This window comes from Mesorhizobium sp. P2_F7 (assembly GCF_056403695.1).
Genome location: NZ_JBFUFA010000001.1, coordinates 993,909 through 1,009,014, shown reverse-complemented (window position 1 = coordinate 1,009,014; position 15,106 = coordinate 993,909). Strand labels below are relative to the sequence as shown.

General features: G+C 62.3%; 14 protein-coding genes and 1 tRNA gene. 7 read left to right on the top strand and 8 right to left on the bottom strand.

The genetic code is table 11. The features are described from left to right. Nucleotides 1–27 precede the first annotated feature (27 nt). Complete coding sequence (locus tag AC1DZ8_RS04660) at nt 28–342, bottom strand: hypothetical protein (RefSeq protein ID WP_477400352.1); 315 nt, start codon at nt 340–342, stop codon at nt 28–30. A gap of 323 nt (nt 343–665) precedes the next feature. Here AC1DZ8_RS04660 and AC1DZ8_RS04655 point away from each other — a divergent pair, with 323 nt between their 5' ends. Both AC1DZ8_RS04655 and AC1DZ8_RS04650 read left to right on the top strand, forming a co-directional pair. Continuing rightward, entirely contained in the window at nt 666–1,952 is a 1,287-nt protein-coding gene (locus AC1DZ8_RS04655) for an HlyD family secretion protein (protein ID WP_477304932.1), read from the top strand. Beyond that, complete coding sequence (locus tag AC1DZ8_RS04650) at nt 1,949–3,490, top strand: DHA2 family efflux MFS transporter permease subunit (RefSeq protein WP_477304930.1); 1,542 nt, start codon at nt 1,949–1,951, stop codon at nt 3,488–3,490. Before AC1DZ8_RS04655 ends, AC1DZ8_RS04650 begins: the two co-directional genes overlap by 4 nt. A 135-nt stretch (nt 3,491–3,625) precedes the next feature. On the opposite strand, the gene AC1DZ8_RS04645 is transcribed toward AC1DZ8_RS04650, so the two are convergent. From AC1DZ8_RS04645 to rpmH, 4 genes are all read right to left on the bottom strand, one after another. Then, nucleotides 3,626–4,192, bottom strand: a complete 567-nt coding sequence (locus AC1DZ8_RS04645) for a fasciclin domain-containing protein (protein ID WP_477304928.1) — start codon at nt 4,190–4,192, stop codon at nt 3,626–3,628. A gap of 352 nt (nt 4,193–4,544) precedes the next feature. Next, the gene (gene yidC / locus AC1DZ8_RS04640) at nt 4,545–6,371 is read right to left on the bottom strand and encodes a membrane protein insertase YidC (protein ID WP_477304926.1); all 1,827 of its coding nucleotides are present in this window, start codon (nt 6,369–6,371) and stop codon (nt 4,545–4,547) included. Nucleotides 6,372–6,385: 14 nt separating this feature from the next. Beyond that, a complete protein-coding gene (gene rnpA / locus AC1DZ8_RS04635; protein WP_112559842.1) occupies nt 6,386–6,739 on the bottom strand; it encodes a ribonuclease P protein component in 354 nt (117 codons plus the stop codon). A 16-nt stretch (nt 6,740–6,755) separates the two neighbouring features. Then, nucleotides 6,756–6,890: a 50S ribosomal protein L34 gene (rpmH, locus tag AC1DZ8_RS04630; RefSeq protein ID WP_008833937.1), complete on the bottom strand. Its 135-nt coding sequence runs from the start codon at nt 6,888–6,890 to the stop codon at nt 6,756–6,758. Nucleotides 6,891–7,211: 321 nt separating this feature from the next. Here rpmH and AC1DZ8_RS04625 point away from each other — a divergent pair, with 321 nt between their 5' ends. Both AC1DZ8_RS04625 and AC1DZ8_RS04620 read left to right on the top strand, forming a co-directional pair. After that, a complete protein-coding gene (locus AC1DZ8_RS04625; protein ID WP_477304923.1) occupies nt 7,212–8,729 on the top strand; it encodes an ATP-binding protein in 1,518 nt (505 codons plus the stop codon). A 280-nt stretch (nt 8,730–9,009) separates the two neighbouring features. Continuing rightward, nucleotides 9,010–9,086 (top strand) — tRNA-Arg (locus tag AC1DZ8_RS04620). Nucleotides 9,087–9,167: 81 nt separating this feature from the next. Here the strand turns inward: AC1DZ8_RS04620 and AC1DZ8_RS04615 are convergent. Further along, entirely contained in the window at nt 9,168–10,811 is a 1,644-nt protein-coding gene (locus tag AC1DZ8_RS04615; RefSeq protein WP_477400348.1) for an ATP-dependent Clp protease adaptor ClpS, read from the bottom strand. A 364-nt stretch (nt 10,812–11,175) separates the two neighbouring features. Here AC1DZ8_RS04615 and AC1DZ8_RS04610 point away from each other — a divergent pair, with 364 nt between their 5' ends. Both AC1DZ8_RS04610 and AC1DZ8_RS04605 read left to right on the top strand, forming a co-directional pair. Then, nucleotides 11,176–11,655: a pyridoxamine 5'-phosphate oxidase family protein gene (locus AC1DZ8_RS04610; protein ID WP_477304919.1), complete on the top strand. Its 480-nt coding sequence runs from the start codon at nt 11,176–11,178 to the stop codon at nt 11,653–11,655. A 43-nt stretch (nt 11,656–11,698) separates the two neighbouring features. Beyond that, complete coding sequence (locus AC1DZ8_RS04605; RefSeq protein ID WP_477304917.1) at nt 11,699–12,736, top strand: YihY/virulence factor BrkB family protein; 1,038 nt, start codon at nt 11,699–11,701, stop codon at nt 12,734–12,736. 48 nt (nt 12,737–12,784) lie between these two features. Here AC1DZ8_RS04605 and AC1DZ8_RS04600 read toward each other — a convergent pair whose 3' ends face one another. Continuing rightward, a complete protein-coding gene (locus AC1DZ8_RS04600) occupies nt 12,785–13,336 on the bottom strand; it encodes an autotransporter (protein WP_477304915.1) in 552 nt (183 codons plus the stop codon). A gap of 104 nt (nt 13,337–13,440) precedes the next feature. Here AC1DZ8_RS04600 and AC1DZ8_RS04595 point away from each other — a divergent pair, with 104 nt between their 5' ends. Beyond that, complete coding sequence (locus tag AC1DZ8_RS04595; protein ID WP_477304913.1) at nt 13,441–14,151, top strand: GntR family transcriptional regulator; 711 nt, start codon at nt 13,441–13,443, stop codon at nt 14,149–14,151. A gap of 30 nt (nt 14,152–14,181) precedes the next feature. On the opposite strand, the gene AC1DZ8_RS04590 is transcribed toward AC1DZ8_RS04595, so the two are convergent. Further along, nucleotides 14,182–15,072: a sigma-70 family RNA polymerase sigma factor gene (locus tag AC1DZ8_RS04590; protein ID WP_477304911.1), complete on the bottom strand. Its 891-nt coding sequence runs from the start codon at nt 15,070–15,072 to the stop codon at nt 14,182–14,184. Between the last annotated feature and the right edge of the window lie 34 nt (nt 15,073–15,106).

Sequence of the window (15,106 nt, the reverse complement as noted above, 5' to 3'; positions counted from 1 at the left end):
TGAGCGAGCCCTGCGGGGCTGCGACGGTCACTTCGTGCCGCGGCAGATGACGATCGGATCGGACATCGACCGGTCGAAACCGGCACCCTGATAGACCTGGACGTTGGCGGCCCCGGGCGGCAGCAGGAAGCTGCCTTCGACGATCTTCTGGTCGCCGGTCGCCATGTGCAAGGCCCAGCTGAAGCTGCAGAATTGCGGCGGCGCCTTGGGTTCGACATGGCTGCAGTTCAATTGCGCGCCACCCAGCATGGCGGCGCCGCCGCAGCTGACAGCCTCCTTGGCGGCGGCCGGAAATGCGCATCCCGAAAGCACGGCCACAGCGGAGATCCGAAGCCAAGTCATCGTCATTTCCAAACCGACGCGTGCCGGTCCTCCTGTTGCGCCAGCGCAATGGGACATTTGCTCCAGGCGGCCTAAGCCATCTTGCACACGGCGTCCAGCAGGATTATGTGCATGATGATAATAAGCATGCTCACGAAAAGTTGCTCGCCGACTCCGATATCCTGCCATGTCCTCCTCAACCACCATCAGCTTCGTGCTGCACGATGTCGCGCGCCTGCCTCGCAGGCGGTTTGAGCAGCGTTCGCCCGCATCCACTGTGACCCTCATCAAACCCAATCTGTTCGAGGCTCGGCTCAAGTCAGCCGTCGACCGGGAGAAAATCCATGGCTGAATCGACATCACCCAAGAAGCCGGCGGAAGACATCGCGGATCGGCCGCGCGAGGTCATCCGGCTGGACAGCGAGCGCGAACAGCGTCGCGCCGGCACCGTCATCGACGATGGCGAGCTGGAAACGCCGGTCGCGCTCGAGCCGGCAGCACTCGAGGCGCCAACCAGGGAGCCGCAGCCGCAGCCTGCCCCGGTCATTGCCGCGCCGCCGGCGCCGGTCAAGCCGAAGCGCAGCCTGACGCGGCCGGTCCTGTTTGCCCTGCTGCCGATCGCGCTGATCGTCGGCGGCTACTACTACGTCATCGGCGGCCAGGTCATGACCACCGACAATGCCTACATCCAGGCGCAGTCGCTCGGCGTCTCCACCGACGTCTCCGGTACCGTTGATGAGATCGACGTGCATGAGAACCAGGCGGTGAAGAAGGGCGACGTGCTGTTCCGCCTGCGGCCCGCCTCGTTCGAGACTGCACTTGCCGCCGCCCAGGCGCAGCTCGGCACGGTGCGCAACCAAGTGCTGACCTTGCAGGCGAGCTACCAGCAGTCGCTGTCGCAGATCGACCAAGCCGAGGCCGACATTCCCTATTACGAGGCCGCCTTCCAGCGTCAGCAGGATCTGCTCAAGACCTCGACCGCCTCCAAGGCAAGTTTCGACAGCGCCCAGCACGACCTCGTCGCCGCCCGCCAGAAGGTGTCTGTCGCCAAGGCGACGGCGCAGGCGACGCTCGCCCAGCTCGGCGGCGACGCCGACCAGCCGGTGGAGAAGAACCCCTTCTACCTGCAGGCGCAGTCCGCGGTCGACGACGCCGAGCGCAACCTCGGCGATGCAACCGTCAAGGCGCCGTTCGACGGCATCGTCACCAATGTCGATGCGCTGCAGGTCGGCAAGTATCTGCCGGCATCGCAGCCGGCCTTCAGCCTGGTTTCGGCGACCGATCTTTGGATCGAGGCCGAGCCGAAGGAAACCGAATTGACCTATGTCAGGCCGGGACAGACGGCGACGATCAGCGTCGACACCTATCCGGGCGCTGTCTGGCACGGCACCCTCGCCTCGATCAGCCCGGCCTCGTCGTCGAGCTTCTCGCTGCTGCCGGCGCAGAACACCACCGGCAACTGGGTCAAGGTCGTGCAGCGCATCCCGATGCGGGTGACGGTCGACGATCTCGCCGGCAAGCCGCCGCTGCGCGGCGGCATGAGCGTCGTCGTCGATGTCGACACCGGCCACGCGCGCGGCCTGCCCGACTTCATCACCAACCTCACCCGCGGGTTCGGACAAAAATCATGACCCGCGCGGCCGCGACAGGTGCCGTGATCGCCAATCGCGGCGCCATCACCGCTTGCGTGATCCTGGCCGTCATCATGCAGGCGCTGGACACCACCATCGCCAATGTCGCGCTGCCCTACATACAGGGCAGCGTCTCGGCCAGCGCCGACCAGATCAACTGGGTGCTGACCTCCTACATCGTCGCCGCCGCCGTGATGACGCCGCCTTCCGGTTATCTCGCCAACCGCTTCGGCCGCAAGCGCATCCTTCTGACCTCGATCACCGGTTTCGTCGTCGCCTCCGTGCTGTGCGGCTTTGCCCAATCACTGCCGCAGATCGTCGGCTTCCGCCTGCTGCAAGGCTTGTTCGGAGCTGCCCTTGTGCCGCTGTCGCAGAGCATCCTGCTCGACATCTACAGCATCGAGGAGCGCGGCTCGGCGATGGCGCTGTTTGGCGTTTCCGTCATGGTCGGCCCGGTGCTAGGCCCCGTCATCGGCGGCTGGCTGACCGAAAATGTCAGCTGGCGCTGGGTGTTCTACATCAACGTGCCGATCGGTGCGCTCGCCTTCGCCGGCGTGTCGATGTTCGTCATGGAAACCAAAATGGACCTCAAGGCCAGGCTCGACTGGCTAGGCTTCGGCATGCTCAGCGTCACCATTGCGGCGCTGCAGATGTTTCTCGACCGCGGCGAGCAGCTCAACTGGTTCTCCTCATCCGAGATCATCGTCGAGGCGCTGATCTGCGCTTCGGCCTTCTACATCTTCCTCGTCCACACCTTCACCGCCCGCAACAGCTTCGTGAACCCGCGCCTGTTCCTCGATCGCAACTTTGCCGTCGGCATGGTTTTCATCTTCATCATCGGCATCACCTATCTCGCCTCGCTGGCGTTGATGACCCCCTATTTGCAGACGCTGATAGGCTATCCCGTGGTGACGGCGGGCATCGTCATGGGGCCGCGCGGCCTCGGCACCATGGCCTGCATGTTCCTGGTCGGCAGGCTGGTTGGCAAGGTCGACACGCGCTGGCTGTTGTTCATTGGTCTCGCGATCACCGCCTGGGCAATGTACGACATGACCGGCTGGACCCCCGATGTCTCGCAATGGACGATCATCAGCACCGGCTTCATCCAGGGTGCGGGCCTCGGCTTCCTGTTCGTGCCGCTGACCACCATCACCTTCGCCACGCTGGCGCCGGAGCGGCGCGCCGAGGGCACCGGGCTCTACAATCTGTCGCGCAACATCGGCTCCAGCGTCGGCATCTCGGTCGTCACTGCGTTATTGACGCAGAATGTGCAGATCAACCACGCCAACATCGCCACCTATGTGACACCCTTCAACCAGGCGTTCAGCGATCCCGCGATCTACCAGGCGATGAACCCTTACACCGCCGCCGGCCGTGCCGCGCTCGACGGCGTCGTCACGCTGCAGGCAACGATCATCAGCTACATGAACGACTTCAAGCTGATGATGATCCTGTCGCTGGCGGCCATCCCGCTGGTGCTCTTGCTGCGCAAGCCGGCGACACCTGCCAAGGTCGACCACAGCGCCGTCATGGAGTGAAACGAAGACAAACCGGGGCCCTGCGAAGGACAAGCAGGACCCCGGTCGTGTCGAAGGCGGCTTCCGCAACACATGGCGGGATGGCAAGCCGGGAAAAGCCGTAGCGACTTGCCGTGATCCCTTTGCCGGAAGCCGTTACTTCGGCAACAGCACCTTGTTGACGACGTGGATGACGCCGTTCGACTGGTTGACGTCGGCGATTGTCACCTTGGCGGCGCCGCCGGACTCGTCGACGATGTAGAGCGATCCACCCTTGACCTCGGCGGTCAGCGTGTCACCGGAAACGGTCTTCATTTCATATTTGCCGCCCATCGCCTTGGCCTTCGTCATCATATCCTTGGCCGAAATCTTGCCGGCAACGACATGCGCGGTCAGGATCTTGGTCAGCTTGTCCTTGTTCTCGGGCTTCACCAGCGTGGCGACGGTGCCGGCCGGCAGCTTCTTGAAGGCGGAATCCGTCGGTGCGAACACGGTGAACGGACCGGCGCTCTGCAGCGTGTCGACAAGACCGGCGGCCTTCACGGCTGCCACCAGCGTCTTGTGGATCGGCGAGTTGACGGCGTTTTCGACGATGTTCTTCGTGGTCGACATCGCGGCGCCGCCGACGGCGGGATTGGCGAATGTGTAGACGGTCGTGGCGGTAAGGCCGGAAGCCGCGAGGACGGCCGAGATGCAGAGAGCTTTGAGGATGGACTGTGCCATTGGAGAACCCTTCCATTGCGACAATTGTTGATTCGATTGTCGGGGAGAGTTACGCGGTGGTCGAGGGAAAGTTTCGAAAACAAGCGTAAAAAATATAATATAAACAAATACTTATTGGAAAATGGGACTACCCAGCACCGATGCCCCCGCGACCTAAGTCACGAGGATGCGGCTCCAGCGAAGCAATTTTCGAATGAAGGGTGATCCGTCCTGAACGTCCTGGGGGATACAGGATGAGACACGCCGTTCACGTGCTTCTAGTTTCGCCCTTCACGGGAACGTGATGAACGTATCACCCAACAAAAAAGCCCCGGTCAGACCGGGGCTTTTTGGATTTTAGGGGGCACGCCAGCTACTCAGCCGGTGATGGTTTCTTTCGAAACAGCGCCGCCAGATTGTCCCACAATTCGATCTTGGCGCCCTGGCGCTTCATGATCACGCCCTGCTGCAGGATAGACAGCGTGTTGTTCCAGGCCCAGTAGATGACGAGACCGGCCGGGAAGCTGCCCATCATGAATGTGAAGATGACCGGCATCCAGGTGAAGATCTGCGCCTGCGTCGGATCCGGCGGCGTCGGGTTCATGCGCATCTGCAGGAACATGGTGATGCCCATGACCACCGCCCAGGCGCCCATATGCGGCAGGAATGCCGGCGGCGCGAAAGGCAGCAGGCCGAACAGGTTGAAGATCGAGGTCGGATCGGGCGCGGCCAAATCCTGGATCCAGCCGAAGAACGGCGCGTGCCGCATCTCGATGGTGATGTAGAGCACCTTGTAGAGCGAGAAGAACACCGGAATCTGCAGCGCCACCGGCCAGCAGCCGGCGAGCGGATTGATCTTCTCGGTCTTGTACAGCTCCATCATCGCCTGTTGCTGCTTCATCTTGTCGTCCGCGTATTTCTCGCGGATCTCGAGCATCTTGGGCTGCACCTTCTTCATGTTCGCCATCGACGAATAGGATTTGTTGGCGAGCGGGAAAAAGATGGCCTTGACCACGACGGTGGTGGCGAGGATCGCCAGGCCGAAATTGCCGAAGAATTTGTAGAGCGTGTCGATCAGCCAGAACATCGGCTTGGTGATGAAATGGAACCATCCCCAGTCGATCAGGAGGTCGAACCGCTTGATATGGCGATCCTCGGCATAGGCGTTGATCTTGCCGACTTCCTTGGCGCCGGCGAAGATTTCCGACTCCACCGTCGTCGATTGTCCGGGTGCAACCGTGATCGCATCGGACAGGAAATCGGCCTGATAGCTGTGCGCGTGAGGCCCGGTAGGGAATTCGAAATAGGAGTAGTTGGGCTGGAATGGCTGCTTTTCGGTCGGCACCAGGGTCACAGCCCAGTATTTGTCGGTGATGCCGAGCCAGCCGTCGGTCGACTTGCCTGGCTTGACCTGCCTGTCCTTCTCGATCGCCGCGTATTTGTGTTCCTGCAGGCCCTCGGTGCCGGTGAAGCCGATAAGGCCCTCGTGCAGCACGTAGGTGCTGGCAACCGCCGGCTTGTCGAAGCGAGTGACGCGGCCGTAATTGTAGAGGGAAACGGTCGCCGCGCCGGAGTTCTTCACGGTGTCGGAGACGGTGAAAAGGTAGTCATTGTCGACCGAGAAGGTGCGCTCGAAGGTCAGGCCCTTGTCGTTGACATAAGTCAGCGTCACCGGGGTTGCCGGTGTCAGCGTCGGATTGCCAGCCACGGTCCAAACGGTGTCCGCTCCTGGCACGGAGCCGGTCTGCTCGACACTGGCGCTATAGCCGATTTCGGCAAAGTAGCCGTTGGGCAAGGCCGACGGATTGAGCAGGCTGATCTCAGGCGAGTCCTTGTCGACCGTCTCGGTGTAATGCTTGAGCTTGAGGTCATCGAGACGCGCGCCGGTCAGGTTGATCGAGCCCGACAGGCTCGGCGTGTCGATCTTGACGCGGGCTGTCGCCGCAAGGGCCTGTTCGCGGCTGGCCGCCGTTACCACGCCGCCGGGCGCGTTCGGAATGGCGCCGGGCGCCGCGGGCGCCGTCGTGCCGCCGGGATTAGCGGCCTCGGCCGCCTTCTTCTGCTCTGCCGCCCGCTGCTCTTCGATGCGCGTGGCCTCGGCTTGCCGCTCGCTGCGCGGCAGCACGTAGAAATATTGCCACAGCCCGAGGATCAGCACCGACAAGACGATGGTGATGTAGAAGTTCCGGTTGTTTTCCATCGAAAGCCCTTGGCCTATCGTGTTCCGCTGAGACGGCGGGAGAGCTCGGCCTTCAATTGGCCGAACGGAATGGTAAGCACGTCTTCACGCCCGACGATGACATAGTCATTGCCAGGCGCCATGTCACTTGCGGCATGGGTGCGCACGGCTTCTTTCAGTCGCCGCCTGATGCGGTTGCGCACGACTGCATTGCCGACTTTCTTGGTGACGGTGAAGCCGACGCGCGGCGACAGACCGTCATTGCGGTCTAGAACTTCAACGAGAAAAAGCCGCCCGCGCCGCTTTTCACCGCGGCGGACGGCCAGGAATTCCGCACGTTTCAGAAGCCGCTTGGGGTTTGGTCCCACTGGCTTGCCGGTTGCGGGCAACGATCTCGTCTTCCGTTCAGGCGCTGAGCCGCTTGCGGCCGCGGTTGCGGCGAGCTGCGACGACGCCGCGACCACCCTTGGTGGCCATGCGAGCACGGAAACCGTGCCGGCGCTTGCGGACGAGTTTGGACGGTTGGTAGGTACGCTTCATTTGTTTTAATACCGCGGGGTGCGGCCCTTCTTGATTCTGTCACTGTGTAACAGGAGCTTTGCCGGGCCGGTATTGGCGCGATCGAAACCGCGCCGGGACGAATGGCCCGAGCGTGAGCGGCTTATAGAAAGAAGGGTTTTGCGAGTCAATCCGGCGCGAACGAGCAGTTCGTCCTAGCGCGAACGACAGTTCGTCGCGGCGCGAACGAGCAGTTCGATGCGGTTTTATTGCTGGTACCATCGTCCAACCAAGGATGAAATTGGCAAAAAAGCCGCAATCGCCTAATCTCAACCGATCAAGCGTTTGTGAAGACAGGCCTTAATGAGCGAAGTTGCCTCAGCGGATGAAGGGACCGGCCCGGTGAAAGCCGACGCCAGCCCGGCGTCCGCTCGTCCGGCTCCAAGCCGTTCGGTGCCCTTGGCGCGCGGCCTGTCGACCAAGCTGCTGTTGCTCACCATCGTCTTCGTGCTCCTGGCCGAAGTGCTCATTTTCCTGCCCTGGATCGCCAGTTACCGTCTGGCCTGGCTGAAAGAACGGCTGAGCACCGCTGCCGCAGTGTCGATCGTGCTGGTGCAGGGCGAACCCAATTCGCTCTCCCGCGCCGCCCAGAACGACGTGCTGATGGCAATCGGCGCCAAGGCGATCGCGGTGCGCGACGGTGGTGTCTCGCGCCTGCTGGTGGTGGCCGAAATGCCGCCGCAGGTCGACGAGCATATCGACATCGCCAATGTCGGCATGATCAAGGGCATGACCGGGGCGCTCGACACGCTGTTCTTCGGCGGCAAGCGCATGCTCAGGGTTTTTGGCCCGGTCGGCGAAAGCGACAAGGAATTCGAGCTGATCATGCCCGATTATTCCCTGCGCAACGCCATGCTGCGCTATTCGCGCAATGTCGCCTTCGTCTCGCTGCTGATCTCGCTGTTCACCGCCATGCTGGTCTACGCCGCGATCGACCTGATCATGATCGGCCCGATCCGCACCATGACGCGCTCGATGCTGTCTTTTTCCGAGGCGCCGGACGATCCCGGGCGCATCATCCATCCGGCGGCCCGCGCCGACGAGATCGGCGTTGCCGAACGCGAACTGTCGCAGATGCAGGAACGGCTGCAAAAGATGCTGTCGGAGCAGAAGCATCTTGCCGATCTCGGCCTCGCCGTCTCCAAGATCAACCATGACATGCGCAACATCCTGGCCTCGGCGCAGCTGATTTCGGACCGCCTGCGCCTGGTCAAGGACCCGACCGTGCAGGCCTTCGCGCCAAAACTGCTGCGCGCGCTCGACCGCGCCGTGTCCTATTCCGAAGGCGTGCTGGCCTATGGCCGCACCCAGGAGCCGGCGCCCTCGCGCCGCCGGTTGCGGCTGCGCCAGCTGGTCGACGACGTCCACGGCCTGCTCGACATCGAGGACGGCATCGAATTCGTCAACGCCGTCGAACTCGCTTTCGAGGTCGATGCCGATTCCGACCAGTTGTTTCGCGTGCTTACCAATCTGTGCCGCAACGCCGTGCAGGCGATGGCGGCCGACGCCGAGAGCGCGCTGGTGCGCCGGCTCGCCGTGTCGGCCGAGCGCATGGGCAGCGTCAGCCGCATCATCGTCACCGACACCGGCCCCGGCCTGCCGCCCAAGGCGCGCGAAAACCTGTTTGCGGCGTTTCGTGGTTCGGCCCGCAGCGGCGGCACCGGCCTTGGCCTGGCGATTGCGCATGAACTGATCCGCGCCCATGGCGGCACGGTGGAGCTGGTCGAATCGATCGGCGGCCGCACCACCTTTGCCGTCACCATCCCCGACCAGCCGGTCCGCCTCGACCAGGCCCGCAACGGCCTGCGCCGCCCGGCCTGAGGTGTGTCGATATTCAGCTGAGGCCGGCCTGCAAATGGCCGATACCTGCGCTTCCAGTGCTCACGTACCAAAAGTACGCTCCGCTCCGGTTCTCGGTATCAGCCATTTTCGACTCGGCCTGATCTGAATCTCAACACACCTCTGCGCTGGCAAAAGCGCCTGCGACAAAACTTTTGCCGGATCGGCTTGCTTTTCGGAAATTCAGTCGTTAGGGAACACGTCTCGTCGCGGCCGGTCGCCAGGACCGGATCGCGGGGCTATGCAAGTCATGGCCTGTTGCGCGCCCGTAGCTCAGCTGGATAGAGCACCAGACTACGAATCTGGGGGTCAGGAGTTCGAATCTCTTCGGGCGCGCCAAATTTCATCGCCGATAGCTCGGAAGTCGTAGTTCCCCCAAGGCAACCAAGCCGCCGTCGCCTCCCGCAATGAGGCGCCGGCTCAGTAGCTTGACGGTCCGTCGGTTGCTCCGCCAAGCAGCCTGACGTTGAGCCGGCCGCCGGTGAACAGCATGTCGTCCAGAGCCTCGGCGAGATCCTTGGAGGTCACGACCTCTCCGTCGCCCCGCATGATGCTCGTTTGCGCGCAACGACGCATAAGCTCCTTGATGAAGGCCGCGCTGACGCCTTTCGTCCGCGCCACGGCCTCGGCCACGATCTTGTTGGACAGTTTCAGCCCGCCGCCATAAAGGCGCACCAGCTTTTCGCGGCAGTCGTCGTCCGGCAACGGCACCTCGATGGCCTGGTCGATACGGCCCGGCCGCCCTGTCAGCGCAACTTCGAGCTGTTCCGGTCGGTTGGTGGTCAGGACGAACAGGATGTCGGCATTGTCCTTAAGTCCGTCCATTTCGTTGAGCAGCGTGTTGAGGAGGGATTCTTCGCACGGACCACCCATGTTCTCGCGGTCGCGGGCAATCAGGTCCACGTCCTCGATCACCACGGTGGCCGGCTGCAGCAGGCGTGCCAAGGTCATGTATTGCGACAATATACCCATCTGACCGGCCGTTATGATGAGCGTGGTGTGGCCGGGGAGGTTGGCGGCGAGGTAGCGAATGGTGTGCGTCTTGCCGGTGCCCGGCGGGCCGTAGAGCAGGATGCCCTTGCGCGTCGATTGTCCGAGCCGCCTCAGCGCGTCCCGGCTCTCGATGAACCGGATCACGTTGCGGTCGAGAAGCTTCAGGGTCAGTTCCGGCAGAATGATCGCTTCGCGCGCCACGGGCGGCAAGCGATGAACCATCACGCCTTTGGACCGGCCCTGATAATCCCCTTCCGTTTCGAGGGAAAGAACCTTGCCGCGGTAGGATCGTGCGGCATTGATGGCCGCCTCCAATTGTGAGAAGCAACGGTCCACAAGGGCAACGCCATCCTCGCCGGCCGGCACGGCGATCTCCACGCAGGTTCCGGACTCGCGACCGTACTCGCGGTGGAAGGACAGCACGACCGCATAGTGCAGGCCGCTGTCCCGGTTGAGCCACAAACCGTTGTTGAGGCACTTTATCGGCTCGCTTTCGCCGATATCGACATCCTGATATTGCGCAGCCGAGATGGTAACGGCGAACTGTCCTTCCTTCGTCAGCGCGGCATAAGTCAGCGTCTCGTAGCGATGCTGCTCGTAGAGGCCGAAGAAGCGAATGGGTGCGGCTGAGAACAGCTTGTTGAGCGCCACTTGCACGTCGGCGCGCATGTGGCCGGGAAACTGGCGGGAGGTCGCGATTATCTCGTCATGTGCCAGTCCGCCAAAATGCCAGCCGATCGCCTCATGAGCATACTTGAACTTCTTGTCGCGCGGAGACTTCTTGTCGCGCGGAGCTTGTGTGGAATGGCCGGCTATGGCCGCGCTTTCTGTTTCACTGGGAGCGGCCGTGATGCGAAGCGGGTGGCCAGCCGCCTTGATGCGCTGCTGCGCCGTGTCCAGCATCGCCTTCGCCACCGCGAATGGGTAGCTGCCGCACACGGCCTTTCCCTCATGCGACACCGTTGCGGCGAAGGTCTCGGCCTCCGCAGCCGATCGATCGAAGACCGAACGGACGAGATCGACGACAAACTCCCACGGGGTCTGATCGTCATTGTGAACGACAAGCTGCAAGTTGATTGCTTCGGCGGGTGTATTGCGCAATGGAACGGCTCGCTTTCGGATTGCTGCACAGCCACTCTATCTACGCCACGTTGCATGAATTGTTAACGACCCGCTGCCCGTCCTGATGGGCTCGACACAGGTCTCTCCGCCGTTGCAAAGCCGGCTCCCGACGTGAAGGATCGTGATGCGGTAGATGGTCAGCTTCGGGCTCGCTGCCGTTCAGGGCTTGCCGCGAAGCTGGTTCGATATAGGCGCCGAGCTATTCTACCCGGGCCTTGGGCCTGCTGAACCCCACGCAAGATCTTTCAATCCATTGGAACAGATGCGGCCGACTGCCGTTTGACTTCTTTCGCCCATCTGAAAGGAAGTCCAAATGCCCACCCCTGCCGAGCTCGAAGCCAAGTTCTGGAAGTCGTTGAAGTCTGACATGACAATGATGATCGGCCTCGATGGATCGAAGGTCATCCCGCGTCCAATGACCGCCCAGATTGAGGATGGAAAAAGGCCGATCTGGTTTTTCACGGCGACAGACACCGAACTTGTTGAGGGCCTGAAGGATGGCGCGGGCGCAACGGCTACCTTCACATCAAAGGGGCACGACCTGTTCGCCACGGTCCAAGGGAAGCTCTCGCTGGACAACAACCGCGCGGTGATTGATCGGCTTTGGAATCGCTTTGTCGCGGCCTGGTTCGAAGGCGGAAAGGACGACCCGAAGCTGGCACTGCTTAAGTTCGACCCGCAGGAAGCTGAGATCTGGCTCGACAGCTCAAGCGTGACTGCAGGCATCAAAATGCTGCTCGGGTTCGATCCGAAAGAGGAATACAAGGACAAGGTCGCCAAAGTGTCCCTGTGAGGAACTGCAATTTTATGGCGATGCGGAGTGGGGCTGTTGAGCGATGGACACCAAGTCCTCGTTGATCGATAACGAAGCGGCCAATCGTGCGTTGGCCATGTCGGAAACCAGCAAGGCCGCCATAAGGGCAGAGGATGGGGGCCGTGGTCGCGATGCGGCCTGGCCATCACAAATTCCGGCGCTCGGCTGGAAGGATATCTTCTGGCGGCTCTGGGAAGAGTTCAACAAGGACCGGGTTTTGCTGGTCGCGGCCGGTGCTACCTTCTATCTGCTGCTGGCGCTGTTTCCGGCGCTGGCCGCGTTCATCTCGATCTACGGTTTTGTCGCCGATCCTGTGACAGTGGCGGACCATGTCGCGTACCTCGGCGGATTGTTGCCGTCAGGCGGACTGGATCTCATTCGCGGGCAGTTGCAGGCTTTGGCCAGTCAGAAGCCGGGAGCGCTCGGGACAGGTTTCTTCGTCGGCCTTGCGATCGCGCTGTGGAGCGCCAACAGCGGCATGAAGGCGCTCTTCGATGCGATGAACATCGCCTATGAGGAAAGCGAGAAGCGCAGTTTCATCACGCTCAATCTGATGTCGATCCTGTTCACGATGGGAGCCTTGGTGATCGGGATAGCCCTGTTGCTGACGGTTGGCGTTGTCCCGGCACTGTTGCGCTTTTTCTACCTCGACGCCTGGACCGAAACCCTTGTTGCCGTCTCTCGATGGCCGATCCTGGTAGGAATCATGCTGACAGGCATTTCCCTGCTCTACCGTTTCGGCCCCAGTCGCGAACGCGCAAAGTGGCGATGGCTGAGTTGGGGCGCCCTGATGGCGACCGCCGTCTGGATCGCCGCATCGTGGCTGTTCTCCTTCTACCTGCAGCATTTTGCCAACTACAACGCCACCTACGGATCGCTGGGCGCTGTCGTCGGCTTGATGATGTGGACATGGATTTCCGTCATCATCCTCATCGCCGGCGCCGCAATCAATGCCGAGATGGAACATCAGACGGCAATCGATTCGACCACGGGTCCCGCTCTGCCGATGGGAGAGCGCGGTGCGGTGGTTGCCGACACGCTGGGCAAAACAGCTGATTAGGTCCTGGATCGCTTATCCGGCAAAGAGCCGACTCGTCGCTTAAGAGCTCTAGGTGTCGGTCTGCCCAATCGGCCGCGCCCCAGCCAGATACCGGTCGTTGTCGAACGGCTCGGCCTGGTTGCTGTCCGGGCTCCACATATGGCGGTGGGTTTCCGTCAGATTGCCGAGATAGACATGCAGTGCGCCGGAGCGGGCGTTGCCGGTGTTGGCGACCGCATGCACCGTATCAGGCGTCATGTGCACCACGGCGGGGGCTGCGATGTCCTGCCGTTCCGGTGTATCGATCTCGCTGCCGTCGACGGGATAAATGAAGTTGGTCTCGCTGCCCTTGTAGATGCCGATCAGCGCATCCATCAAATGGTTGTGCGCGGGATACTGCAGGCCGGGCGAGAGCGTGATGTGGTAGATCGTCAAGTCAGGGCTGGCATGCAGCAGCACCTCATCGTCTTCCTCTTCATGGGCGAGCACGCCCGATGCATGAAAGCGGTCGGTGTGTTCGAGCAGCACCGCCTTGACCCGTTCGAAGGCATCAGGACCTTTGGCTGCGTTGACGATATCGGCGGTTACGGCGTAGAGAGGCGAGTCGGCGGCCAAAGACATTGTCAGTTATCCCTCTTAAGAAGCTTACTACTCATAACTGAGATGCTCAGGCTAGCGAACGCCGGAACCAGCGTCAACTGGATGGCCCGAACGGAAGACCCGACATGATCGCCCCGAAATCCGCGTCCCCGTCGACCGCAGACATTTTGCGCAGCGAGGAGGCTTACGAGCAGCTGAAGAGCGATATCGTCGCCTGCGTGCTGCGCCCCGGCGAAAGCCTGACCGAAAAGCAGATCGGCGACCGCTACCAGATCAGAAAGGCGACGATCCGCTCCGCGCTCGCCCGCCTGACGCAGGAAGGGTTGATCAAGAGCGAGCCGAGGCGCGGCTATGTCATCGCACCGCTCAGCCTGCGCGACGTCAACGAGATTTTCGACGTCCGCAGCCTGATCGAGCCGGAAGTGTTCAGGGTGGCGGCCGCCAACCTCACCGAGCGCGGGCTCGACGACATCAGGCTGGCGGCGGGAAAGGTGCTGAAGCCGGAGACGCTGCGCAGCCATGTCGCCTTCCTCGCCGCCGACCGCGCCTTTCGCCTGGCGCTGGCCGAGCTTTCGGGCAATCTGCGGCTGGCGCGCCTGCTCGACCAGATCCTCGACCAATCGGAGCGCGTTCTCCATCTCGGCTTCAAGTCACGCGACTTCACGCAAGTGATCATCGGCCAGCAGAAGGAGCTCGTCCTTGCCTGCGAAGTGGCCGAGGTCTCGGCCATCGCAAAGCTTGCCCGTTCGCAGTGCCTGTCGCTCAAGAAGCAGGTGCTCGAAGCTTTGCTCGCAGGTTCCAAACTGCAGGACGCCAATCTGCAAAGCTTCGCCTGAGGCGGCGAAGCCGTGCTCTCCGGCCGCCGCTCACCTGTCGATGAAGCGGATTTCCGCGTCGGCAAGGCAATAGGGCGCATAGCGGAAATCTCTGATATGGCTGACCTTTCCGTCCTGCCAGTCGACCAGCATGAAGCCGCGCACGGCGTCATCTGCCGCTCGCGGATCGCGGATCAGGATGGCCGGCCTGCCGTCGACGAAGCCAAGCGAAAGCGCCCAGTCGCTGACGCGGTCGTAATTGCCGAAATAGTTGGAAACCTGCGCCTTGCCGCGCATGCGGGTGCGGTTGACGACTTCGAGCTGGATGTCCTCGGCGATCAGCGCCCGCACGGCGTCGAAGTCGCGCGCGTTGAACAGGTCGACATAGCGGCGCAGGCGCCGTTCGTCATCGGCGTCGAGCTTTGGAACGGGCGCCTGTTCGTCTTGTAGAGCCAACAGCCGCAGCTGCGCCCGCCCGCGATGCAGCGCCGCCTTGGTCGCGGCCAGCGTCGCACCGGAGACCTCGCAGGTTTCGTGCAGGCTGAGGCCAAGCACGTCGACCAGGATCACGGCGCTACGCTGCGCCGTCGCAAGCTGCATGAAGCTGCGCAGGCTGGCGGCGGTGGCGAGCCTGGCATCGGCGCTTGCGGCGGGGTCTTCGATCGTCGTCATGTCGGCCTCGCTCATGCGCGCCTGCTCCCGCTGGCGCCGGCGCAGATGATCCTGCGCGGCATTGTGGGCGATGCGAAACAGCCATTGCTCGGGCCGCTCGACAGAGGCGTCGCCGTCAATGGCCTGCAGCGCCTTGATCAGTGTCTCCTGGACGATGTCCTCGCCATCGATCACCGAGCCGGCCATGCGGGCACAATAGCGGTGCAGCTTCGGCCGTAAGGAGCCGAGCATCGCCTCCAGGGCCACGCGGTCGAGTTTTGCTGTGCTCATCCTGTCCATTCCCAGTATGACGCTCTGGCACGGC